The sequence below is a fragment of the Acidovorax sp. GW823-FHT02H02 genome (assembly GCF_058797075.1).
The window spans coordinates 290,444-312,104 of record NZ_JBXAJH010000001.1 but is presented as its reverse complement, the minus strand read 5'-3'; the positions used below and the strand labels follow the sequence as shown (position 1 = coordinate 312,104).

22 protein-coding genes are annotated in these 21,661 nt (G+C 65.7%); 4 read left to right on the top strand and 18 right to left on the bottom strand.

The window, feature by feature from the left end:
- Positions 1–16: 16 nt before the first annotated feature.
- The 3 genes from AC1RDS_RS01460 to kdgD all read right to left on the bottom strand — a co-directional run bounded on the left by AC1RDS_RS01460 (position 17) and on the right by kdgD (position 3,453).
- Positions 17–1,447 carry an aldehyde dehydrogenase (NADP(+)) gene (locus AC1RDS_RS01460; RefSeq protein ID WP_287877456.1) on the bottom strand — a complete coding sequence of 477 codons (1,431 nt, stop codon included), beginning with the start codon at positions 1,445–1,447 and terminating at the stop codon, positions 17–19.
- Between the two features lie 107 nt (positions 1,448–1,554).
- A complete protein-coding gene (locus tag AC1RDS_RS01455) occupies positions 1,555–2,511 on the bottom strand; it encodes a Bug family tripartite tricarboxylate transporter substrate binding protein (protein ID WP_287877454.1) in 957 nt (318 codons plus the stop codon).
- A 30-nt stretch (positions 2,512–2,541) separates the two neighbouring features.
- Entirely contained in the window at positions 2,542–3,453 is a 912-nt protein-coding gene (gene kdgD, locus AC1RDS_RS01450) for a 5-dehydro-4-deoxyglucarate dehydratase (protein ID WP_092698304.1), read from the bottom strand.
- 192 nt (positions 3,454–3,645) lie between these two features.
- Between kdgD and AC1RDS_RS01445 the strand changes: the two genes are divergently transcribed.
- Both AC1RDS_RS01445 and gudD read left to right on the top strand, forming a co-directional pair.
- Positions 3,646–4,374, top strand: a complete 729-nt coding sequence (locus AC1RDS_RS01445; RefSeq protein ID WP_287877451.1) for a FadR/GntR family transcriptional regulator — start codon at positions 3,646–3,648, stop codon at positions 4,372–4,374.
- A 98-nt stretch (positions 4,375–4,472) separates the two neighbouring features.
- Positions 4,473–5,810, top strand: coding sequence for a glucarate dehydratase (gene gudD, locus AC1RDS_RS01440; protein ID WP_492226628.1), 1,338 nt, complete (start codon positions 4,473–4,475; stop codon positions 5,808–5,810).
- Positions 5,811–5,866: 56 nt separating this feature from the next.
- Here gudD and AC1RDS_RS01435 read toward each other — a convergent pair whose 3' ends face one another.
- The gene (locus AC1RDS_RS01435; RefSeq protein ID WP_092698299.1) at positions 5,867–7,129 is read right to left on the bottom strand and encodes a putative Na+/H+ antiporter; all 1,263 of its coding nucleotides are present in this window, start codon (positions 7,127–7,129) and stop codon (positions 5,867–5,869) included.
- Between the two features lie 319 nt (positions 7,130–7,448).
- Between AC1RDS_RS01435 and AC1RDS_RS01430 the strand changes: the two genes are divergently transcribed.
- Positions 7,449–8,273 (top strand): undecaprenyl-diphosphate phosphatase, encoded by an 825-nt coding sequence (locus AC1RDS_RS01430; RefSeq protein WP_092698394.1) that lies wholly within the window; start codon positions 7,449–7,451, stop codon positions 8,271–8,273.
- Between the two features lie 10 nt (positions 8,274–8,283).
- Positions 8,284–9,144: a MipA/OmpV family protein gene (locus AC1RDS_RS01425; RefSeq protein ID WP_092698297.1), complete on the top strand. Its 861-nt coding sequence runs from the start codon at positions 8,284–8,286 to the stop codon at positions 9,142–9,144.
- Positions 9,145–9,183: 39 nt separating this feature from the next.
- Here AC1RDS_RS01425 and AC1RDS_RS01420 read toward each other — a convergent pair whose 3' ends face one another.
- The 14 genes from AC1RDS_RS01420 to AC1RDS_RS01355 form a co-directional block, all read right to left on the bottom strand.
- Entirely contained in the window at positions 9,184–10,923 is a 1,740-nt protein-coding gene (locus tag AC1RDS_RS01420) for a diguanylate cyclase domain-containing protein (RefSeq protein ID WP_492226627.1), read from the bottom strand.
- A 208-nt stretch (positions 10,924–11,131) separates the two neighbouring features.
- Positions 11,132–11,953, bottom strand: coding sequence for an alpha/beta fold hydrolase (locus tag AC1RDS_RS01415; RefSeq protein WP_092698293.1), 822 nt, complete (start codon positions 11,951–11,953; stop codon positions 11,132–11,134).
- Between the two features lie 18 nt (positions 11,954–11,971).
- On the bottom strand, positions 11,972–12,799 hold the full coding sequence (locus tag AC1RDS_RS01410) for a proteasome-type protease (protein ID WP_092698291.1): 828 nt from the start codon (positions 12,797–12,799) through the stop codon (positions 11,972–11,974).
- Between the two features lie 190 nt (positions 12,800–12,989).
- Positions 12,990–15,575 (bottom strand): DNA mismatch repair protein MutS, encoded by a 2,586-nt coding sequence (gene mutS / locus AC1RDS_RS01405; RefSeq protein ID WP_492226626.1) that lies wholly within the window; start codon positions 15,573–15,575, stop codon positions 12,990–12,992.
- A gap of 809 nt (positions 15,576–16,384) precedes the next feature.
- Positions 16,385–16,612 carry a GDCCVxC domain-containing (seleno)protein gene (locus AC1RDS_RS01400; RefSeq protein ID WP_092698750.1) on the bottom strand — a complete coding sequence of 76 codons (228 nt, stop codon included), beginning with the start codon at positions 16,610–16,612 and terminating at the stop codon, positions 16,385–16,387.
- 9 nt (positions 16,613–16,621) lie between these two features.
- Positions 16,622–17,035, bottom strand: coding sequence for a hypothetical protein (locus tag AC1RDS_RS01395; protein ID WP_492226625.1), 414 nt, complete (start codon positions 17,033–17,035; stop codon positions 16,622–16,624).
- The gene (locus AC1RDS_RS01390; protein ID WP_287876865.1) at positions 17,032–17,601 is read right to left on the bottom strand and encodes an RNA polymerase sigma factor; all 570 of its coding nucleotides are present in this window, start codon (positions 17,599–17,601) and stop codon (positions 17,032–17,034) included. Before AC1RDS_RS01390 ends, AC1RDS_RS01395 begins: the two co-directional genes overlap by 4 nt.
- Before the next feature lie 2 nt (positions 17,602–17,603).
- Positions 17,604–17,810, bottom strand: coding sequence for a YgaP family membrane protein (locus AC1RDS_RS01385; protein WP_287876867.1), 207 nt, complete (start codon positions 17,808–17,810; stop codon positions 17,604–17,606).
- 154 nt (positions 17,811–17,964) lie between these two features.
- Positions 17,965–18,525, bottom strand: a complete 561-nt coding sequence (locus AC1RDS_RS01380) for a carboxymuconolactone decarboxylase family protein (RefSeq protein ID WP_492226624.1) — start codon at positions 18,523–18,525, stop codon at positions 17,965–17,967.
- Positions 18,526–18,667: 142 nt separating this feature from the next.
- A complete protein-coding gene (locus tag AC1RDS_RS01375; RefSeq protein WP_244273681.1) occupies positions 18,668–19,501 on the bottom strand; it encodes a helix-turn-helix transcriptional regulator in 834 nt (277 codons plus the stop codon).
- Positions 19,502–19,553: 52 nt separating this feature from the next.
- Positions 19,554–20,069 (bottom strand): hypothetical protein, encoded by a 516-nt coding sequence (locus AC1RDS_RS01370; RefSeq protein ID WP_244273682.1) that lies wholly within the window; start codon positions 20,067–20,069, stop codon positions 19,554–19,556.
- A gap of 53 nt (positions 20,070–20,122) precedes the next feature.
- Positions 20,123–20,851: an HAD-IA family hydrolase gene (locus tag AC1RDS_RS01365; RefSeq protein WP_492226623.1), complete on the bottom strand. Its 729-nt coding sequence runs from the start codon at positions 20,849–20,851 to the stop codon at positions 20,123–20,125.
- A gap of 125 nt (positions 20,852–20,976) precedes the next feature.
- Positions 20,977–21,201: a hypothetical protein gene (locus tag AC1RDS_RS01360; RefSeq protein WP_092698764.1), complete on the bottom strand. Its 225-nt coding sequence runs from the start codon at positions 21,199–21,201 to the stop codon at positions 20,977–20,979.
- Positions 21,202–21,218: 17 nt separating this feature from the next.
- Positions 21,219–21,644: a c-type cytochrome gene (locus AC1RDS_RS01355; RefSeq protein ID WP_092698766.1), complete on the bottom strand. Its 426-nt coding sequence runs from the start codon at positions 21,642–21,644 to the stop codon at positions 21,219–21,221.
- Positions 21,645–21,661 lie beyond the last annotated feature (17 nt).

Sequence of the window (21,661 nt, the reverse complement as noted above, 5' to 3'; positions counted from 1 at the left end):
GCGCCGTGGCGCCAGGTCAGCAGGGCTGGCCCTGCCGCGCGGCCAGCCAGCCCGGCGCATCCTGCAGCGCCACCGGGCGCAGGAAACGGTCCATCGCGGCCCAGCCCACCGATGTGCTGCCCGGCTGGGTGGAGGAGGGGAAGGGGCCGCCATGCTGCTGGCCGGCCGAGACGGCCACGCCCGTGGGGTAGCCCGAGAACAGAACCCGCCCGGCCACCTGCGAGGCGGCACGTACCAGTGCAAGCACTTCGTCGGAGGGTTCGTCGGCACCCCAGACCGTCACCGTGAGCGAGCCGCCAATGGCCTGCAGCACCTCGATCGCCTGCGCCGTGCCGGCCACGCGCACGACCAGGGCAGCAGGGCCAAACACTTCTTCATGCAAGGCCGGGTTGGCGAGGAAACCGGAGGCGTCGATCTGCGCCAGGAAGGGGCGCGGCGGCAGGCCTTCGGCGGCCGTCTCGCCCAGTACGATGGCCAGACCGGGCTGCGCGGCCCAGGCGGCGCGGCCGGCGTCGAAACCCGCGCGCATCTGCGCCGTGAGCATGTGGTGCGGGGTGCTGGTTTTCAGTGCAGCGGCCAGCTGCGCGACGAAGGCATCGCCTTGCGCGCCCTGCGGCACGACGATGACGCCGGGGCTGGTGCAAAACTGGCCGCAGCCCATGGTGATGGAACCGGCCAGGCCCTGGGCCAGTTCGGTACCCTTGGCGGCCAGGGCCGACGGCAGGGCAATGAGCGGGTTGACCGAGCCCAGCTCGCCGAAGAACGGAATGGGCCGCGGACGCGACTGCGCCGCTTTCTCCAGCGCCAGGCCACCGCGCACCGAGCCGGTGAAGGCGGCGGCCGCGATCAGCGGATGCTGCACGAGCGCTACGCCGATTTCCGCGCCGCGGCCGTCCACCATGTCCAGCACACCGGATGGCAGGCCCTGCGCCGCGACCACGCCGCGCGCCAGGTCGGCCACGGCATGCGACAGGGCGCGATGCCCGCGGTGTGCCTTGACCACGACCGGGCAACCGGCCGCCAGTGCCGCAGCGGTATCACCGCCCAGCACCGAAAAGGCAAAGGGGAAGTTGCTCGCGCTGAACATGGCCACCGGACCCAGCGGCACGCGCACGCGCATCAGGTGCGGGTGGCCCACCGGCGGCGCACCCGCCACGGCCGGATCATCGGTAAAGGCAAATGCCGCCCCTTGTTGGACCTGGGTAGCGAAGCCGCGCAGCTGGAATGCCGTGCGATCGAGCTCGCCATTGAGCCGGGCCGTGCCGAGGTGGGTCTCCTGGTCGGCCAGTGCCACCAGCGTTTCGCGCTGGGATTCCAGTGCGTCGGCCAGGCCGCGCAGCAAGGTGGCGCGGGTGGCTGCCGGCGAGGCGCCGAACGTGGCGAACGCATGGCTGGCAGCGCTGACGATGGCGTCCAGCTGGCTGGCGGAGGTGTCCTGGAAGGTCATGGGGTCGAATGAGTGAGGGTGAAAATTCTGTGCGGACAAGCCGCTGGCGGACCGCCGAACCGCTGGCACCCAGGCGATGGGTACCGCGATCCGGGCGGTCGAGGTCGTCAGTCCGCAGTGATCTTGCGGGCCACGATGAGCTTTGCCCAGCGGGCGTATTCCGCCGCCTGGAAGCTGGCGAACTGCTCGGGCGTGTTCAGCACCATCTCGAAGCCCAGTTCCAGCAGCCTGGCCTTGGTTTGCGGTTCGTTCAGGATCGAGGCGATGGCGGTGTTGAGCTTCGTCTTGACGTCGGCAGGCAGGCCTTTGGGGCCGGCGATGGCCTGCCATGAATACACGTTCGCGTCCTTGATGCCGCTTTCTTCCAGCGTGGGCACGTTGGGCAGCAAGGTGGACCGCTTGGCGCTGGTGATGGCCAGTGCCTTGAGCTTGCCCGCCTGGATCTGCGGCATGGCGGTATTGATGTTCATGAACGAAGCATCCACCTGGTTGCCCAGCAGATCGGTCATCACGGGACCGCCGCCGCGGTAGGGCACATGGATGCCGCTGGTGCCGGTCTGCTGCCAGAACAGTTCGGCCGTCAGGTGGTCGCTGCTGCCATTGCCCGAGGACGCAAAGGTCATCTTGCCCGGATTGGCCTTGATGAAGGCAATCACATCGCTCAGCGTGTTGTGCCTGGATGCTGCCGGCACCACCAGCACATTCGGGGCCTGCACCGCCACGGTGATGGGGTCCAGGTCCTTCAGTGCGTCATAGGGCACCTTGATCAGGTGCGGTGCAATCACGAAGGGGCCGAGCGATGCCACCAGCAAGGTGTGGCCGTCGGCCGGGCTGCGTGCCACCTGCGCTGCGCCGATGGTTCCGGTGGCCCCGGGCTTGTTCTCGACGATCACCGTGCCGCCCAGTTTGTCGGGCAGCTTGCTCGACAGGGTGCGGGCGATCATGTCGGTGGAGCCTCCCGGCGGGAAGGGCACCAGCAGCGTGATCGGCTTGGTCGGCCATGCGAGGGCGCTCGTGGATGCGAGCGCGCCCAATGCGAACGTGCAAAGAATTTTCCTGATCATCGTGTGTCTCCTCTGGATGGAAAGGGTGCTTTACTGGGAGCCCAGCTTGGCGATGAGTGCCGCGAGTTCTTCACACTCGGATGGCGTCAGTTCCGACAGCGGCGCGCGCACCGGCCCGGCATCGTGGCCGACGATGCGGGCGCCTGCCTTGATCATCGAGACGGCGTAGCCCTGCTTGCGGTTGCGGATATTGAGCAGCGGATGGAAGAATTCGCGCAGCAGGTGGTGCTGGGTGGCCATGTCGTCGGTGCGCACTGCTTCGTAGAACTGCATGGCGGTGCGGGGGATGAAGTTGAAGACCGCCGACGAGTACACCGGCGTGCCCAGCGCCTTGTAGGCAGCGGCATACACCTCCGCCGTCGGCAATCCGCCCAGGTACGAGAAGCGGTTGCCCATCTTCATGAAGATGGAGCTCATCAGTTCGATGTTGCCCACGCCATCCTTGAAACCGACCAGATTGGGGCAGCGGTCGGCCAGAATGGCCAGGGACTCGGGGGTCAGCTTGCTGACGCTGCGGTTGTAGACAATCACGCCGAACTTCACGCTCTTGCAGACCTGCTCGACATGGTTGATCAGGCCTTCCTGGCTGGCTTCGGTCAGGTAGTGGGGCAGCAGCAGGATGCCATGCGCGCCCTGGCGCTCGGCTTCCTGCGCGCACGCAATCGCAAAGCGCGTGGGGCCGCCCGCGCCTGCAATGATGGGCACCTTGCCACGGCAGGTCTGTACCGCGGTCTTGATGATTTCTGCATATTCGCTGCCCGTCAGGGAAAAGAATTCGCCCGTGCCGCCCGCGGCAAAGAGGGCGGATGCGCCATAGGGTGCCAGCCATTCAAGCCGTGCGGCATAGCCCTTGGGGTTGAAGTCGCCGTTGGCGTCGAAGTCCGTCAGCGGGAACGACAGCAGGCCGCTGGACATGATTTGCTTGAGGTCTTGGGGATTCATCGGGGCGGTTCCTGTGGAAGGGGCTCAATAACGGGGGAAAGCGGCTTGGGTGGGCGGTCTGTTGCAGGAGTGCCATTTCGATGGGCCTGCGTGTTACAGTCAAACCTGACGTTGATATACGTTATCAGTTGTCGTACAAGTTGGATTGAATTATTACGTGATCACGGCATCCATGAAGCTAGGGAATACCCTATGAATCTTCCCCTCCTGCCCCGCCGCAAGCCGCGCAGTCTCGCCATCGAAGTGGTGGAAAAGCTCACCCAGGACATTCGGGGCGGGCTGCTGCCTGCAGGCAGCAAGCTCCCTACCGAGGCTTCCTTCATGGAAGCCTTCGGTGTGAGCCGCACCGTGGTGCGCGAGGCCATCTCGCGCCTGCAGGCGGCCGGGCTGGTCGAAACCCGCCACGGCATTGGCACTTTCGTGCTGGCCCAGGACAGCGGGCCGTCATTTCGTGTCAGCCCCGATCAGCTGGGAACCTTGCGCGACGTCATTGCCCTGCTGGAATTTCGCATCAGCGTCGAGACCGAAGCCGCGGCCCTGGCCGCCATACGGCGCAGCGACGACAACCTGCGCGAGATGCGCGGTGCGCTCTCGGCTTTCACGGCGGCCATGGAAGAGGGCCGCGATGCGGCCAGCGCCGACCTGCAGTTCCACCAGGAAATCGCTCGCGCCACCCAGAACCACCATTTTCTGGACCTGATGAAGTCCCTCGGGCTGGGTGTGATACCGCGCACCCGACTGGAAGCGCCCGCCATGGCGCCGCCTGAGCGCGTGGCTTATCTGCGCGGCGTCAACCAGGAGCATGAGAGCATTTACAACGCGATTGCAGCGCAGGATTTTGAGGCAGCACGCGCAGCGATGCGCACCCATCTGTCCAACAGCCGGGATCGGCACCGGCGCAGCGAGGCCGGGAGCCGCTGAACGGGTCTTGAAGGAATTCCAAGGGTTTTCCCTTGGGGTGTATTTCGAATCTAGTTGTACGATGTCTGTTGACATTTGGCTCTGTTTTGTTTTATCCCATGCCCACACCCCACCCAACCCCCATCGTGACCCGCATGCAGGTGGTCCCTGTCGCGGGCCGCGACAGCATGCTGCTCAACCTCAGCGGCGCCCATGGCCCCTTCTTCACGCGCAACCTGGTGATCCTGACGGACTCCAGTGGCCACACCGGCGTGGGGGAGGTGCCCGGTGGCGAAAAGATCCGGCAAACCCTGGAAGATGCCCGCGCCCTGATCGAAGGGCAGCCCGTCGGTGACTACAACCGGCTGCTCAACGCCATGCGCAAGCGCTTTGCCGACCGCGACAGCGGCGGGCGTGGCCTGCAGACCTTTGACCTGCGGATCACCATCCACGCGGTCACGGCCGTCGAGAGTGCCTTGCTGGACCTGCTGGGCCAGCACCTGAATGTGCCAGTGGCGGCGCTCCTGGGCGAAGGACAGCAGCGCGAGCGCGTGCAGATGCTGGGCTACCTGTTTTACATCGGCGACCGCCGCAAGACCGGTCTGGACTATCGCAGCGAGCCCGACGCCGCTGACGACTGGCTGCGCCTGCGCCACGAAGAGGCCATGACGCCGGAGGCCGTGGTGCGGCTGGCCGAGGCGGCCCAGGCGCGCTACGGGTTCCAGGATTTCAAGCTCAAGGGCGGCGTGCTGCGCGGCGAAGACGAGATCGAGGCCGTCACGGCCCTGCACGAGCGGTTTCCGCAGGCCCGCATCACCCTCGACCCCAATGGTGGCTGGCTGCTCAAGGATGCGGTGCGCCTGATGCGCAACATGCACAACGTGGTCGCCTATGCCGAAGACCCCTGCGGCGGCGAGGGTGTGTTTTCAGGCCGTGAGGTGATGGCCGAGTTTCGCCGTGCCACCGGCCTGCCCACCGCCACCAACATGGTCGCTACCGACTGGCGCGAGATGGCCCACAGCATCCAGCTGCAGTCGGTCGACATTCCGCTGGCCGACCCGCATTTCTGGACGCTGCAGGGCTCGGTGCGCGTGGCGCAGCTGTGCCAGATGTATGACTTGACCTGGGGCTCGCACTCCAACAACCATTTCGACGTGTCGCTGGCGATGTTCACCCATTGCGCCGCCGCCGCGCCGGGCAAGGTCACCGCCATCGATACCCACTGGATCTGGCAGGACGGCCAGTTCCTGACCAAGGAGCCACTGCAGATCCGGGACGGCTATGTGGACGTGCCCGCCAAACCTGGCCTGGGCATCGCGCTGGACATGGATGCCGTGCAGCAGGCCCACCAACTGTACCTGCAGCACGGCCTGGGTGCCCGGGACGACGCCGCAGCCATGCAGCACCTGATCCCGGGCTGGAAGTTCAATAACAAAATGCCTTGCATGGTGCGTTGAACCACGCGCGCAGAGGGCCCGCCACGTCTCCTGAGCGGGGCGGCCCCCTGGCAAGCTCAGAGCACCAGAAAGGCCAGCGCCGCCACGGCCGTGGGCCCCAGCGCTCCCAGCAGCAGTCCGCCCGCGCCAATGGTTTCATCGGCAAAGCCGCGCTTGAGCAGGGCGATGCCGGCCGGATTGGGTGCGTTGGCAATCACCGTCAGGCCGCCACCGGCCACGGCCCCCGCCACCAGCATGTATTTGGCGGGGTCGGAAATGCCCTCGATCAGCGAGCCCAGGTAGGTCAGCGCTGCGTTGTCGGTGATGGCTGTCAGGCCGAGGGCGCCTGCGAACAGGGCCAGCGGCTGCAGGCTGGAGACGATGGGTTGCAGCCACCACTGCTGCATGCCGCCCAGCACCACCAGACCCGCCAGGAAGAAGCCCACCAGCAGTGCTTCTTTCAGGATGAGCGGGCTCTGGTGGCGTTCATAGGCCTGCGTGAAGGCCAGGAACAGCAGAAAAAGCGCCAGAAAAACCACCGGGTGGTGCGCGAACAGCACCACGCCGGCCAGCAATGCCAGGTGCACGGCCGCCACCGTGGCGGAAACGGGTGCGCGGGCCTGCTGGCCGGCTGCCAGAGTACTGGGGTGGGGCAGGTGCTTGCGCAGCAAGAAGGTGCAGACCGTGGCGTTGACCAGCACCGCCAGCGCTGCCTTCCAGCCGAAGGTGGCCAGCATGAAGGCGCTGTCCCATTGCCAGGTGGCGGCCACCATCAGCACCGGCGGTGCGGCATACGAGGTGAGCGTGCCGCCGATGGACACATTCACGAACAGCACCCCCAGCGCCAGGTATTTGCGGCCTTCGGGCACCGAGTTGCGAAAAATCTGCGGCGCCAGCATGAGGGCGGCAATGGTCATGGCGGCCGGTTCAGTGATGAGCGAGCCCAGCAGCGGCACGGCGGAGAGCCCCAGCCAGGCGGTGGCCATGGGGGTGGGCAGGGGCATGACGCGGGCCATGGCATCCACCAGGGCCACCACGGTGCGCAGCACCGGGCGCGAGGCGGCAATCACCATCACCACGAAGACGAACAGGGGTTCGGTGTAGTTGCGCGACTCGGCATATTGCAGCGCCTGCCCGCCACCATCCACCAGCGCCATGGCGACGATCAGCACCATGGCCCAGAAGCCGAACACCACCTCCACCTCGCCCAGCAGATGGAACAGGCCTGCGTGGCGCGGAAAGCGGTGCGATAGCCGTTCGAAATGCTTGACGCTAAAGGTGTGGAGCAGGGCAATGCCGAACAGGGCGGCGGCAATCCATTGAAGGATGGTGGGTGTCATGTGTTTGCGGGCGCAAAAAAACCGCGTGGCGGCCCGACCAGCGCATGAACCTGTCGCGCCTGCTGGCGCGTACACCCGCCACCATCTTACCAGCGGCGCCTGGGGCCAACGGGTGTCAAGCGGGATGCCATGATTGCTTCAAAAAAATAGCTATCAGCATATTTGGAAAAAGCGCTGCAGGCCATTCTGGCAAGTTCATTCTGGAAGTTCGCAGGCAGCGCTGTGGGACGAGGAAACTCCTCTGCGGTGCACGGAATGCCGCTTCACCCGGAGGATAATTCGCTCTTTTGCCAGCCCCAAGGGCTTGAAGGACGCACGCGTGGACATTGTTTTGCTGGTCAAGGCCGCCATCATGGGCGTGGTCGAAGGACTGACCGAGTTTCTTCCCATCTCCTCCACCGGCCACCTGATTCTTGCGGGGTCGCTGCTGGGCTTTGACGACGCCAAGGCCAAGGTGTTCGACATTGCCATCCAGACGGGCGCCATCTTCGCGGTCATCCTGGTGTACTGGCAAAAGATCCGCGCCACGCTGGCGGCTCTGCCCACGCAGCGGCAGGCGCAACGGTTTGCGCTCAATGTGCTGATTGCCTTTGTGCCGGCGGTGGTGCTGGGGCTGCTGTTCGGCAAGGCCATCAAGGCCCATCTGTTCACCCCTGTGGTGGTGGCCAGCGCCTTCATCATTGGCGGCTTCATCATCCTGTGGGCCGAACGCCGCCCCGCCGCGGCCACCCGCATCCACGAGGTGGAGGACATGACGGCGTGGGACGCCGTGAAAGTGGGCCTGGTGCAGTGCCTGGCCATGGTGCCTGGCACCAGCCGCAGCGGCGCCACCATCATCGGCGGCATGCTGCTGGGACTGTCGCGCAAGGCCGCCACGGATTTCTCGTTTTTTCTGGCCATTCCCACGCTGATCGGCGCGGGGGCGTACAGCCTGTACAAGGAACGCGCCCTGCTGTCGGTGGCCGACGTTCCGATGTTTGCCGTGGGCCTGGTGTTTTCCTTCTTCAGCGCCTGGCTGTGCGTGCGCTGGCTGCTGCGCTACATCAGCACCCACAGTTTTGTGCCGTTTGCGTATTACCGCATCGCGTTTGGCGTGGTGGTGCTGATTTCGGCATGGACTGGCTTAGTGCAGTGGGCCGGCTGATAATGGCGCCATGACTTACCTGCCGCGCATTCTTCGGGGCTTTTGGGGCTGCACTGTGTTGTGGGGCCTGGGCGCCGGTCTGCCCGCCCTTGCCGAGGAAGCGCCACCCTCCGTCAATGCGGATGGATCCCCCAAGCTCAACTACGTGCTGGGCGCCATCGTGAGCAACAGCCCGGACTATGCCGGCAGCAGTGATCGCTCCACCCATCTGCGCCCGGCCTGGGCGCTGGAATACGGGCGGTTTCGCCTGAGCACCTCGCGCGGCAGCACGCTCATGGGCCATGGGCTGGAGCAGCGCGAATCGGGTGCCACCGCCGTCCTGGCCGAAAGCGACCGGTTCAACCTGAGCGCATCGCTGCGCTATGACAGTGGTCGCAAGGGCAGCAATTCGCCGCTGCTGGACGGCTTGCCCGAGGTGCGCTCCACCGTGCGCGCCCGTCTCAGCGCAGGCTATGCCATCACACCCCGGTGGTCGGTGGGAGCCGGGTTGTCGCAAGACATCCTGGGGCGCTCCGGCGGGGCGCAACTGAACACCAGCGTCTCCTACACCCTGCCCGTCACGCAACAGACCCGGGTGGTTTTTGGTGCTGGCGCCAGTTTTGGCGACCGCACCTACCTGCGCTCCCGGTTTGGTGTGCCTGCCGTGGCGGGTGGCGCCGGGGCCGCCCGGCTGCCCGCGTATGAGCCCGGCGGCGGCCTCTACGGCGTGGATCTGGGCGTGGATGTCATGACGGCGCTCAATCGCCATTGGGTGCTGTGGGGTGGCGTGGGTGTCTCGCAAGTGCAGTCCGACGCCCGCCGCAGCCCCCTCACCGTGCGGCCCACCGGCTACAGCGCTTCGGTGGGGCTGGCCTACCGCTGCTGCCGCTGATCGAAGCCTGGCGGCGCGGGAGGCACGCTGGTTCTTGCCTTAGGCGCAAGCCGGCGCGAGATCATCCCTGTTGCGCCGCAGACAGAACTTGCCCGCCTGCTTTCCTCTGTACATGGCGGCGTCGGCCCGCTTGAGCAGGGTGCTGGCGTCCTGGGCGTCGAGAGGCGCGATGGCATAGCCGATCGTCAGGCCCACGCTCAGCTGGAGGTCGCCCAGCGCAAACGGGGTGCGAAACGCCTTCAGCAGCTCAAGACCCAGGTCCTGGGCCTGCCCTGGCGTGGCCAGGCCACTGGTCATCACCACGAACTCATCGCCCCCCACGCGCGCCACCACATCGTTGTGCCGCACCTGGGCCAGCAGGCGGCGCGTAGCGGCCACCAGCAAGGCATCTCCCACGTCGTGGCCATGCTGGTCATTGACGGGCTTGAATCCATCCAGGTCCATCACATACACCGCCAGCAAGGACTGCGGATCGCAGCGCGCAAGGGCCGATGACAGCGCCGCGTGCAACCCCCGGCGGTTGACCAGGCCGGTGAGCGGATCGGTATGCGCCAGCGAGCGCATGGCATCGCGCTCCTGGCTGGCAACCTGCGCCGCCTTGCGCAGCCGGCGCGCCTGCTCGCCCAGCACCCGCATGAACAGCAGCATGTCGATGGTGGCCCCGAACTGGAACGAGTGCAGCGTCCAGAAGTTCACCGGCAGCCAGCCGCGTATCACCCCGACGACCACGGCCGTGGCCCCAAAGTACACCAGCCAGGCCAGCAAGAAGGTGGTGCCGATGCTGTCGCCACTGCGCGCGCGCTGCACAGCACCGGGAATCCCCATCAGGGCGGGCACCAGCCCCAGAATGCTGACAATGCGTGCGATGGTGTGCGTGGAGACCCCATCGAGCGCGTAAACCAGCGCCAGCACCACGCACAGCACCGCACCGGAGCGCATCGCCCACAGCAGACGGCTGCGCGGCAAATGGCCGACCAGGGACTGGCTGATGAACAGGAACGAGCCACAGGTGGCCATGAGCGCGGCCAGCGAGGCGCCATGCACTTCAAACCAGGGGTTGTCGGTCCACAGGTACTGCTGGCCCACCCCGAAGAAGTGCAGCGAAAACAGCAGGCTGCCCGTCAGCAGCAGCGCATATTGCACAAACAGCGGGTCCCGCAGGCTGGCCCATTGCGCCAGGCTGTACACCAGCAGGCACAGCGCCAGCCCGGTCAGCACGCCCTGCAGCATCTGCTCATGCACGGCGCGGCTCAGTTGTGCGGCCGGCTTGTTGAGGGTGATGGGCAAGACCATGGCCCCGGTGGTTTCCACGCGCAGCCACAGTTCATACGGTTGCCCCGGCACCAGGTTCATCGCCACGGTGTGCGAGCGCGTGCGCAAGGGGCGCTGGGAGTAAGGCTGCAGATTGCCCAGGGTGGCGTGCTGCACGACTTGCCCGCCCAGGGTAAGGAACATGTCAATGCGGTTCAGTGGCGGGTAGTCGATGTCCAGCGCCCAGCGGCCATCGGACAGATGCTCGGCCATCAGTTCCATGCGCAGCCACATGGCTTCGGGCCGTACACCGAGCGTGCCGCCAGCGCCGGCTGGGGCTTCGAAGCGCGACACCTGCGCCTGCATGTCCGCCAGCGTGTGCTGCCGGGTGGCATCGGCCAGCACCGTCACGGCGGGCCAGGCCTGCACCGTGGCGGCCGCTTCCCGCAGCACGAGCACGGCGGGCGCGGGCGCGGCGTTCGCCCAGGTGCCAACACACAGCCACAACAGGAACAGGGCCCAGCGCAAGATGGACCCTGGTGGTTGGGGGGCGGGGCAGGGCGGCATGGCGAACAAGGCTGGGGCAAGATAGCCATTGTTTTGTATCGCAGTGTAACTTGCTCGCCCCGGAGCTGCTGGTAAAAAGCTGCCTGCGCCTGCATTGGCGGCGCGCAGATTGTTCCCGCGTTACGCCTGGCCCGCATTCATGGCTCTTGGCCCGCCGGGCGCAAGGCTCTCAGCGCCCTGCAGCCGGCAGCGCCGCCAGGTTCAGCAAGGCCGCCTCCATGGCGGCGGCGGTGGCCAGCGGCTGCTCCATCGGAAACAGGTGGCTGCCGTCCAGCATCATGATGCGCCCGTGCGTCACGCGCTGCGTCAGCGCCATGCCCACCTGGCGCATCTCCACCGATGCGCGCCCGCCGATGAAGGCGGCCGGGCAGCCCAGCGGGTGGCGGCGCAGCAGGCGATCCAGGTTGTGCGGCAAGGTGTTGTAGATGGCGGTTTCCACTGCGCGGTCAAAGCCTAGCACCCGGCGTCCGTCTTCGTCGTGCAGGCCGTGGGTGACATAGTCTTGCAGCACCTGCGGGTTCCACTGCGCAAACACCTTTTTCTTGCGAAAGTGCTCCAGCGCCTCTTCGGTGCTGGCCCAGCTCATGCGGCGCTGTCGGCTCACGCGGCCGGGCGACACGGCGCCCACGACCTGGGTGCGCTTGGCCACGCCCACGGTGGTGGCACGCCAGCCGCTGATCAGCGGGGAGTCGAGCATCAGCACGCCGCGCGCCAATGCGGGGTGCTGCGCCGCCGCCATCACGCTCAGGATGCCGCCCAGCGAATGCCCCACCAGATACACCGGCTCGCCCGCGGCCCCCACCTGCTGCGCGGCAAAGTCGGCCAGCTGCTGCACCAGGTGTGGCCAGTTGCTGGTGACCGGGTATTTCTCATCGTGGCCGAAGCGGTCGATGGCGGCCACCTCGAAACCGCGCTGGCGCAGGTGTTCGAAAAGTACGTTGTAGGTGCCCGCCGGAAAACTGTTGCCGTGCGAAAAAACGATCTTGGTCATCGATGAATCTGCAGGGGTTCAGATCAGCTTTTCGCGGAAGTTGGTGATCTTCTTGAGCGGCCTGCTGCGCGCCGGGTTCACCAGAATGGGCGTATCGGTCGAGCGGCCGTCCCAGGCCGGGTCCTCGATGCTGTCGAACACCGCGCGCAGCTTCTGCCCCCAGCTGTCATGCAGCATGCGAAAGTAGGGGTTGTGCTCGTCAATGCACACGATCTTGTCGGTGGTGAGCCGGTCGGCCTCGTACACCACCAGGTCCATGGGCAGGCCCACCGAAAGGTTGGACTTGAGCGTGCTGTCCATCGACACCAGCGCGCACTTGGCGGCCTCATCCAGCGGCGTTTCGGGTGTCAGCACACGGTCGAGCACCGGCTTGCCGTATTTCGACTCGCCCACCTGGAAATACGGCGTCTCGGCGGTCGATTCAATGAAATTGCCCGCCGAATACACCTGGAACAGGCGCATGCCCTCACCCTGGATCTGGCCGCCAAACACCATCGACACGTTGAAATCCACCCCCGAGCGCTTGAGCGCCGCGCCATCGCGCTCATGCACATGGCGCACGGCGGCGCCCAGCACGCGGGCGGCGTCGAACATGCTCTTGGCGTTCCAGATGGTAACGGGCTCGCCGTCTGCCTCATCCTTGATCTGCGTGGTCTGCAAGATCTCGCGCACCGACTGCGAAATGCTCAGGTTGCCCGCCGACAGCAGCACCATGAAGCGCTCCCCCGCCTTTTCATAGACCATCATCTTGCGAAAAGAGCTGATCTGGTCCAGCCCGGCGTTGGTGCGCGAATCGGACAGGAACACCAGCCCGGCATTGAGTTTGATGGCGACGCAATACGTCATGGGAGTGCGAAAAAGAGGAAAGGCACCGAGTGTAGTGCCGCACGGCAATGCGCCCGAACCACTGCTGCCGCCCAAGGAAAGAGGACGAACGAATACTATTGAATATGTAGCTAATGGTGTATATGACGTAATAGCTGCACGGTGATTTTGATCCGTCTTTGCAGGCGACTCCGATCGCTTGCGCCCAGCATCACGACCCCGCCAGCTTTTTAAGCTGGTACAGCGCATCCAGTGCCTCGCGCGGGCTGAGCTGGTCGGGATGGATGGCGGCCAAGGCGGCTTCTACCGGGCTGGCGCCAGCGCTCTCGGGCACTTCGGGCGTGGCGAACAGGTCCACCTGCAATTCATCTTCGCCCGCGCGCTCTTCCAGCGCGGCCAGGGCGTGGCGCGCATGGTGCAGCACGGGGGCGGGCACCCCGGCCAGTTTGGCCACCTGGATGCCGTAGCTGCGGCTGGCGGGGCCGGGTTGCAGTTCGTGCAGAAACACGATGTCGGTGCTGGCCTCGGCGGCGGCCACATGCATGTTGACGGCGTGGCGCGCCTTGGCGGGCAGCTCGGTCAGCTCGAAGTAGTGCGTGGCGAACAGCGTGAAGGCGCGGGTCTTGTCGTGCAGGTGCGTGGCAATGCCGCTGGCCAGGGCCAGGCCGTCAAACGTGCTGGTCCCGCGGCCGATCTCGTCCATCAGCACCAGGCTGTGGGGCGTGGCGGCGTGCAGTATCTGCGCGGCCTCGGTCATCTCCAGCATGAAGGTGGACTGCGCGTTGGCCAGGTCGTCCGCCGCGCCAATGCGCGTGTGGATGGCGTCAATCGGCCCCAGGCGGCAGCTCGCGGCGGGCACATGGCTGCCCATGCTGGCCAGCAGCACGATGAGCGCCACCTGGCGCATGTAGGTCGATTTGCCGCCCATGTTGGGGCCGGTGATGACCTGCATGCGCGTATTGGCATTCAGGCGTGTGTGGTTGGCGATGAAGGCGCCGCTCGATGTCTCGGCCAGGCGTGCCTCGACCACGGGGTGGCGGCCGGCCTCGATCTCGATGCAGGGCTCGGGTACGAACTGCGGGGCGCACCAGTTCAGCGTGAGCGAGCGCTCGGCCAGCGCACACAGCACATCGAGCGTGGCCAGCGCATGCGCCAGGCGGGTGAGCTGCGGGATGTGGGGCTGGAGCTGGTCCAGCACCTGTTCGTACAGCCATTTTTCGCGCGCCAGCGCGCGCTCGTTGGCCGACAGGGCCTTGTCTTCAAACGCCTTGAGCTCGGGCGTGATGAAGCGCTCGGCGTTCTTCAGCGTCTGGCGGCGGCGGTAGTCGTCGGGCACCTTGTCGAGGTGGCTGCCCGTCACCTCAATATAGAAGCCGTGCACCTTGTTGAACTGCACGCGCAAATTGGGAATGCCGGTGCGCGCCTTCTCGCGCGTTTCCAGGTCGAGCAGGAAGGTGTCGCAGTTGCTCTGAATGGCGCGCAGTTCGTCCAGCTCGGCATCGAAGCCGCTGGCGATCACGCCGCCGTCGCGCACCAGCGCGGCGGGTTCCTCGTCGATGGCGCGGTGCAGCAGCTCCGTGCAGCCTGGTGGCGGTTGCAGGTGGCTGAAAATTTGAACCAGATACGGCTCAGGTGCCCGCCCATTCTGCGCCAGAAGCTCTGCTTTCTGTAGCGTTTTGCCCAGACCCACCAGTTCGCGCGGACGTACCTGGCGCAGGGCGGTGCGGGCGGTGATGCGTTCCACGTCGCTCACGCCCTTGAGCTGTTCGCGCAGGGCCTGCCAGGGTGCCTGGGTGGCGCTGCCGTTGCCGCGCAGCGCGGTGGTGGCGGCCAGGCGCTGGCGGGCCTCGGCGCGGTCGCGCTGCGGCTCCAGCAGCCAGGTCTTGAGCAGGCGGCTGCCCATGCCGGTCATGCAGGTGTCGAGCAGCGAGAACAGCGTGGGCGCGTCCTCACCGCGCAGGGTCTTGACGAGTTCGAGGTTGCGGCGCGTGCTGGCGGGCAGGTCGATCAGGTCGTCGCCGCGCTGCACCTGAACGCTGTGCACATGCGTGAGCGCGCGGCCCTGGGTGTGCTCGGCGTATTGCAGCAGCGCGGCGGCGGCGGCATGCGCCTGGGCCAGGTCCTGCGCGCTCCAGGCCTGCAGGCTGGCGGCGCCCAGGTGTTCGAGCAGCTTGCGCTCACCCAAAGCGCTGTCAAACTGCCAGTCGGGCCGGGGGCTCATGGGGCAGGTGAAGGCGCCACCCTGGCGCAGCACCTGCAGTTGCTGTTCAAACCGCTCGGTCACGCCGGCGCTGTAGATCAGTTCGCTGGGCGCAATGCGGGCCAGCCAGGCGCCCAGTTCGTCGTGCGCGCATTCGGCCAGGAAGACGCGGCCCTGCGTCACGCTCAGCCACGCCAGGCCACAGCGCGCGCGCGGCGCCTGTTGCACGGCCAGCAGCAGCGATTCGGATTTGTCGGACAGCAGCTCGGTGTCGGTCAGCGTGCCGGGGGTGACCACGCGCACCACCTTGCGCTCCACCGGCCCCTTGGCCGCGCCCACCTCACCCACCTGCTCGGCAATGGCCACCGACTCGCCCATCTTGATCAGGCGCGCCAGGTAGTTCTCCAGTGCATGGAAGGGCACACCAGCCATCACCACCGGCTGGCCGCCCGACTGGCCGCGCTGCGTGAGCGTGATGTCGAGCAGGCGCGCGGCCTTCTCGGCGTCTTGCCAGAAGACCTCGTAGAAATCGCCCATGCGGTAAAACAGCAGCGTGTCGGGGTACCCGGCCTTGAGGGACAGGTACTGGGCCATCATGGGGGTGTGACCGCTCAGATCGCTCGCAAGCTTGGGCCTTTCCCTCTGGGAAACTGCCTTGTCTTCTATGTTTTCAGAGGGGAATTCCATCTTTTTCTATCAAGCCATGTTGTCCTGCGTTGCGCCTCTCACAAGCCACGTTGATCTGTCAAGCTTGCCGCCAAGCTGCCTGAAAGGGATGGCATGAAGCTTGATCTGACCGAAGACCTTGCTCAGAAGGTGTCTCTGATGAAGATGCCCAAGGCTGGGTTGAAATTCGAACAGTGGCAGCCGACCGGTAGCCCTAATTATCTCGTCTATGACACCAGCCGAAAGGCTCCGTCCGGATTCGCTGTCCGGGTGGGGCCAGGGCATCGGTACATGTGGTCAAAAAGATGGTCCGAGGCAAGAAGCCCAAGATCGATGTGGGGCTAGCCTGGGGCCAACGGGGACCCGAAATACCCCTGCCGCTTGTCAAGGCGAGGGACAAGGCTCGCGAGAAGGTCGCATTGACCGTCAAGCATGGGACCAACCCCAGCCCCAACCCCACCTTCTGACGAATATGCGAATAGTGTCCAGAGGGCACAGCTTTCGAACGGACGAGCGGTTCGAGACGCCCGGCAGGGACCGACGTGGAAAAGGGCAGACGGTTTCCTGGCGCGCAAGCCCCAGTGGAGTCCGCCCGAGGGCCTTGGGTGGAGCGCTCCTGGGCGCGACGGCTGAGGGTGCAATGCCGGGCCGACCGGCCAAGAAGTCAGCTCAAGCGGGTCAGACGCCGCAGCCTGGTCGCCTGCCCGGAGGAGTCGAGCGGCGCTTCGCGCTGCGGGAGCTCAACCGCAGCAGCCGCCAGCCCCCGCGGGCCCGCCTGTCTCTGGGTGTTGCATCGACGGGCACTTGACCGATCCGTAGCTGCAAAAGACGCAGCAATCGCCAGGGAGGGGCCGAAGGACAGAGTGGCACTCGCCGCATTCATGGAAGAACTGGCAAGCGTCGAGGGGCATTTCCAGCTCGGCTTGGTGGCCGCACAGAGGGCACGTGAGGACGGAGCGAGTTTGCATGTTGTCGCCTTATGCTACGCCGGCTACGCCGGCTACGCCGCTGGGCAGCCGCGAAAATTTTCGTTCGGTCTGGTCCCGAGCAGAACCGTCCCGGACGGTGTCTCCCCCAATCAAAACGAAGCTGGATGTTCCGGCGACTGCGAATTTCCTGGCCAGATCGATGCGCTGCGCAATGTCGGCGGGCATCGGGTTGCGATGGGTCTCGCGCAGCTTTTCGACCATCGGCCTCGTCGCCCGGCAAGGCCCGCGGCTCGTCGAGAAGAAGTAATGCAGCCGCCCCGAATCCCCCGAGGCTGGGCCGTCGATGGCAGAGGTGTCGGGTGCGGGCCGGCCGCCGCTTCGCTTTGCGCAAAACCACATCAGCGCTTGCATGGAAGCGAGTAGGGCAACGACGGCGAGGATTGCGATGGGAGCCCAACTCATGACTTGCCTCCGGCCTTGATTTTCGGTTGCGCGGCGGGTTCGCCGCCTCCCCCCAGAAGATACTCCCGCACCAATTCCCGCGCGCGATGCAGCCGGCTCTTGATCGCGGGGGCGTTCTCGTCGAGGCGCTCGGCGATCTCGGCGATGGTGAGCTCCTCGAAGTCGCGCAGCAGGATCACTTCGAGGTAGTGCGCTGGCAGGGACTCCAGGGCGTGCGCCAGGTCGATGCGAAGCGCGTCGTCCGAGCGGCAGGCGAGCTGCTGCTCTGCGATTTCCTCTTCGAGCGGCTCATGCCTGAACATCATGCGCTCGAGACGCCGGCACTCCCGTTTGATGACGACGAAGAGCCAGGAGGAGAAAGCGGCTGCGGCCTTCAGGCCCTTGACCTTGCGGGAGATCGTCAGCAGCGACTCTTGGACGGCGTCGTCGACGTCGCTCGCGTGGCAGTGTCTGCGGGCGTAGCGCCGGGCGTCGGCCTGGCACACTGCCAAAAGGCGGCCGATGGCGGCCGGGTCGCCCGTTTGAGCGGCCAGGATGAGAGGAGTGTGGTCAGCCGCCGTTGTCATGCTCAATGCCCCTTGTCGAGTTTGCGGCCGACCATGGCGCACATCGGGCAGAAGCCCACCAGGCCGGTCATGGCGAGGACCGCGCCCATGGCCCCCGCGGCCATGGCCAGGGGCGAGCCCCAGCCCATGGCGGCGAAAGCCAGGGCCATCGCACCCATGACGAGGCGAAGGATGCGTTCCCACGAGGGGACATTTTTGACGTAGAACATGGCGAGCTCCTTGGATAGTTTGTTTGAGGACGGTCCTCAGTGACTAAGAGGAGGTGCCGCGCTGAAACGGTTCGCGCGCCCGGCATTTATTTCACCGGCAGGCCATTTTCACAAGTCGGTACTTGGGGCCGGCCAAGCCATCCTGGGGATGCGCTCAGGCGAGCTTGTAAGCGGCGAAGCGCTCGTCAACCTGCGTGCCGAAGGCGTGATTGGAGTAGTTGCTCAGGACTTTCACGGCGACGGCCAGGACGATGTAGAGGACCTGGCTTTCGGAAAAGCCCGCTTGCAGAAATGCATCGAGCTTGCCGCGTGACGGCTTGCCATTCGTGCGGACCAGGTCCTGTGTCAGCTCGTAGAGGGCGGCGAGCCTGGCGTCGGGGATCGGCCGGCCTTGGCGGATCGCCTCCAGGACCGGGCCGGGGACGCCGGAGACCTTGTCGGCAATCATGCTGTGGGCGGCGGCGCAGTAGGTGCAGCCGTTGACCAGGCTCACGGCGAGGAACACGACCTCCTGCTCGGCAGGCGTGAAGCCCGACTCGCCCCTGAACTTGCCGTAGCCGCTCAGGTAGGTGTCCAGGATGGCCGGGGCATTTGCCATGTTGGCATACATGTTGGGGATGAAGCCGACCTGCTTGAGGGCGGTGTCGAGGATCTCCTTTTGGGGTCCTTGCGCTTGGGCATGGACGACGGAAGTCAGCGTCTTGAGATAGGCCATGGGTTTTCTCCTGGGGATGGTGGGGCCATCGCAGAGGGGTTTGCGATGGACTCGGCTTCATCGTAGGAGTGGAAGGGTCAACGAAGTTGACCGAGCGTCTCAATCGGATGTCCGGGCGTTCCGCCGTGCCACCTCAGCCGAATCAGTCCGCCATTGCACGCTGTTTGAGCCACTCCGAGGGCGATTGGCCGAACTTGCGCAGGAAGGCGCGATGCAAGGCGCTGGAGCTCCCGTAGCCCACGTCCAGGGCGGCGGTTTTGGCGGGAACGCCTTTGGACAGCAAGCGCTGCGCGAGCATCAGCCGCCACGACGAGAGGTAATCGGCGGGCGTGGCGCCGGTGACGCGCCGGAAGTGCTCGGCGAACCGCGCCCGCGACATGCCGGCTTGCGCCGCCAGCGAGCTCAAATCCCAAGAGCCCGAAGGACTCTGATGGATCGCGTCCAGTGCCTTGGCAAGCCTGGGGTCGGCCATGCCCGCGAGCGCGCCGCCCGAGACTTGCCCGCGCTCGATGCAATGCCTCAGCATGCGGATTGTCAGGACCTCGCAGAGCCGGTCGAGCACGGCTTGGCGACCGCTGCCCGCGCCGAACGCTTCAGAGAACATCAGCTCCAGGATCGGCTCTAGGCCTGGGCAGCCGTCGATCTCGATCAGCACCAGGTCGGGAAGGGAGTCGGAGATGGGGTTGCGCCCGCCCGCGCCCGTCAGCACCGTGGCGCAGACCACGTCGGCACCTTCGCGCTCGTTGGCCACCAGGCGGTGGCGCTCGGGGCGCGGCAGGTAGATCAGCGAGGGCCGCTCGATGAATACGTCGGGCTTTCCTGCGTTTACCAGGTTGACCGGGCCCCGCCTGACCACATGCAGGTGGCCCCGCTGCTCGTCGCGCTTGAAATCGTGCAGGCCGCAGATGTTGCCCGTGTAGAAAACGCCCGCGCGGAGGGCGAATTGAGAGAGGAGCCGGTCCAGGGGATCGCCCACAAGAGCGGCCTCCTCAGGCGGGTTGCGTCGCATGCTCGCCCTGCCTTGAAATTCAATTCGCCTGGGGAACCATCTGGCCGTCCAGGATGAAGATGCGGTCGGTGGGGTTGGCTGCCTTGATGTGGAGGGTGCCGGCGCCTTTGAGGCCCTTGAACGCGCCCGTGCCGGAGACGACTTCCCAGAACCCGTTGTCGTTGATCTGGGGCTTGCCGTCCTTGGCAGGAAGGAAGACGGCCCGCACGGTCCACTTGATGTAGGCGACGTTGCCTTCGCCCTTGGTGGCCACCAGGTAGCCGCTGGGGTCTCCAGCCACGCCCGGGATGATGTCGTGGCGGCCAAATTCGACGATCTGGGCGCCGTCGAGCAGGCCTGAGCCAGCGGCCGTGCCTTCGCGGCGAACCATCAGCACGAAGTGGCCCGAGCCATCCTTGAAGTCGAGCTGAATCTGCTCTTTGGGGACCATGGTGGCTTGCACGCTGAGCGGATCGGCCATGGCAGCCGAGCCGACAAGCATGCTCGCCGCGAGAAGACTGGCACTGGCGATTGCGCGAGGGAGAGAGACTGTCATTGGATTTCCTTTGGATGTGTTAGGGGTCAGCAAACCTGTATTCAGGCAATGTTTCAAGACGGAGCGGGTTTTGCTTTTGGGGGAGCGATGGCCCGCACAGTCTCGGCAAGCTCGTCAAATGTGTCGAAGACGTAATCGCAATCGGGATGCGGAGTCGGGTCCGGCGGGGGCTCGCAACCCCACTCCTCGGGTCTGCGGACGAAGGCGGTCTTGAAGCCGCATGCGCGCGCCGCGTTGAGGTCGAAGTTGTGACAAGCGACCATGAGGATGTCGGAAGGATCCATCGCGAGCCATCTGGCCGCTTGCCGGTAGGCCCTGGGGTCGGGCTTGTAGTAGCCGATGGCTTCGCAGGAGATGACGGCGTCCCATGCGATGCCGTTGAGCCGCGACACATCCACCACCAGCGACAGCGGGAGCATGGTGAAGGAGATCGCGGGGATGATGCTGCGGATCTCGCGCAAGGGCGCGGCGAAATCGGGCCAGGTCGAAAGCCTGTGCCAGGTGTTCGCGATCCACGCCCGATCGGCTGGCGAAAACACGGACAGGCCGTTGGCGTTCAGGAGCTCTTCCAGCGCGTGGACGTGGACGTCGTCCATGTTGAATGCGGGTTGGACTTGGCCGACGATCCTCTTCATCGCGAGACGCCGATACTGGTTGGTCAACACGCCCCAGTCCCGCTCCTCACCATGCGCGCGACCCACCACGGCCAGCGCGTCGCGGATGCCGGTGTGCCAATCCAGCACGGTTCCGCCGGTATCGAAGGTTGCTGCTTTGATGGCCATAAAGATCCCAGGAAATCAGGGTTAGAAACGAGTGGTCCATTGCGTGAGCCAGGCCGGTGCATGATCCACCAGCCAGGTTTCGATGGGCTTGTCCGCCCCGGACAGGATCATCGCGGCCAAGGCAATCATGATGCCTCCCATGATCGTCTTGCCAGCCTTGCCGGCCTGCATGAGCGTTCCGCGCATCGCGCCATCGCGCCGCGCCCTACGTAGGCCAGCGCCACCGCGGGCAGCGCGGCACCGATGAGCTTGTCGAACTCGGCTTGGGTGTAGTGCTTGATCTCGCCGGCCGCGGCGATCAATGCGACGGCGGAGAGGGCGAGGATGGCGGCGGCCTGGGCGAGCTTCATGGGAAGCTTCTTGGCGCTTACTTGGATGGTTTGAAGGTTTTTTGCAGCGACGCGGTGTAGGCCGTCAAGGCCGCCAGCTCCTTGGAGTCCCAAGGCAGCGGCTTGGCGGCCATCGGCATGACCATGCAGCCCTGGACCATTTCGTCGAGATGGACGGTCTTGCGGCCGAACTGGTCCCGGGCCATGGCGACCGTGTGGGGATAGGGCTTGGCAAAGCTCACCTGGAACGCGCCATGGTTGGCGTGGCAGCTCGCGCAACTCATGCCGTTGGTGGAGAGCTTGGTGTCGTTGAAGAGCTTTTCTCCCAGCGCCACGTCGCCCGCCTTGGGCTGGTAGCCGGGCGGGCGAGTGATTTGAGCTCCCGGGTCGCCGGCCGCGAGGGCGGTCGAGGCGGCGAGGGCGCCCAGCAGCGAGCAGAGCAGGATGGAAGCGAGCTTTTTCATGGTGGTTCCTTGGAGTG

What these genes read in the sequence shown, in the direction of transcription:
- AC1RDS_RS01460 (WP_287877456.1), bottom strand. Translation starts at nt 1,447, where the DNA reads ATGACCTTCCAGGACACCTCCGCCAGCCAGCTGGACGCCATCGTCAGC.
- AC1RDS_RS01455 (WP_287877454.1), bottom strand. Translation starts at nt 2,511, where the DNA reads ATGATCAGGAAAATTCTTTGCACGTTCGCATTGGGCGCGCTCGCATCC.
- kdgD (WP_092698304.1), bottom strand. Translation starts at nt 3,453, where the DNA reads ATGAATCCCCAAGACCTCAAGCAAATCATGTCCAGCGGCCTGCTGTCG.
- AC1RDS_RS01445 (WP_287877451.1), top strand. Translation starts at nt 3,646, where the DNA reads ATGAATCTTCCCCTCCTGCCCCGCCGCAAGCCGCGCAGTCTCGCCATC.
- gudD (WP_492226628.1), top strand. Translation starts at nt 4,473, where the DNA reads ATGCCCACACCCCACCCAACCCCCATCGTGACCCGCATGCAGGTGGTC.
- AC1RDS_RS01435 (WP_092698299.1), bottom strand. Translation starts at nt 7,129, where the DNA reads ATGACACCCACCATCCTTCAATGGATTGCCGCCGCCCTGTTCGGCATT.
- AC1RDS_RS01425 (WP_092698297.1), top strand. Translation starts at nt 8,284, where the DNA reads ATGACTTACCTGCCGCGCATTCTTCGGGGCTTTTGGGGCTGCACTGTG.
- AC1RDS_RS01415 (WP_092698293.1), bottom strand. Translation starts at nt 11,953, where the DNA reads ATGACCAAGATCGTTTTTTCGCACGGCAACAGTTTTCCGGCGGGCACC.
- AC1RDS_RS01410 (WP_092698291.1), bottom strand. Translation starts at nt 12,799, where the DNA reads ATGACGTATTGCGTCGCCATCAAACTCAATGCCGGGCTGGTGTTCCTG.
- mutS (WP_492226626.1), bottom strand. Translation starts at nt 15,575, where the DNA reads ATGATGGCCCAGTACCTGTCCCTCAAGGCCGGGTACCCCGACACGCTG.
- AC1RDS_RS01400 (WP_092698750.1), bottom strand. Translation starts at nt 16,612, where the DNA reads ATGCAAACTCGCTCCGTCCTCACGTGCCCTCTGTGCGGCCACCAAGCC.
- AC1RDS_RS01395 (WP_492226625.1), bottom strand. Translation starts at nt 17,035, where the DNA reads ATGAGTTGGGCTCCCATCGCAATCCTCGCCGTCGTTGCCCTACTCGCT.
- AC1RDS_RS01390 (WP_287876865.1), bottom strand. Translation starts at nt 17,601, where the DNA reads ATGACAACGGCGGCTGACCACACTCCTCTCATCCTGGCCGCTCAAACG.
- AC1RDS_RS01385 (WP_287876867.1), bottom strand. Translation starts at nt 17,810, where the DNA reads ATGTTCTACGTCAAAAATGTCCCCTCGTGGGAACGCATCCTTCGCCTC.
- AC1RDS_RS01380 (WP_492226624.1), bottom strand. Translation starts at nt 18,525, where the DNA reads ATGGCCTATCTCAAGACGCTGACTTCCGTCGTCCATGCCCAAGCGCAA.
- AC1RDS_RS01370 (WP_244273682.1), bottom strand. Translation starts at nt 20,069, where the DNA reads ATGACAGTCTCTCTCCCTCGCGCAATCGCCAGTGCCAGTCTTCTCGCG.
- AC1RDS_RS01365 (WP_492226623.1), bottom strand. Translation starts at nt 20,851, where the DNA reads ATGGCCATCAAAGCAGCAACCTTCGATACCGGCGGAACCGTGCTGGAT.
- AC1RDS_RS01360 (WP_092698764.1), bottom strand. Translation starts at nt 21,201, where the DNA reads ATGAAGCTCGCCCAGGCCGCCGCCATCCTCGCCCTCTCCGCCGTCGCA.
- AC1RDS_RS01355 (WP_092698766.1), bottom strand. Translation starts at nt 21,644, where the DNA reads ATGAAAAAGCTCGCTTCCATCCTGCTCTGCTCGCTGCTGGGCGCCCTC.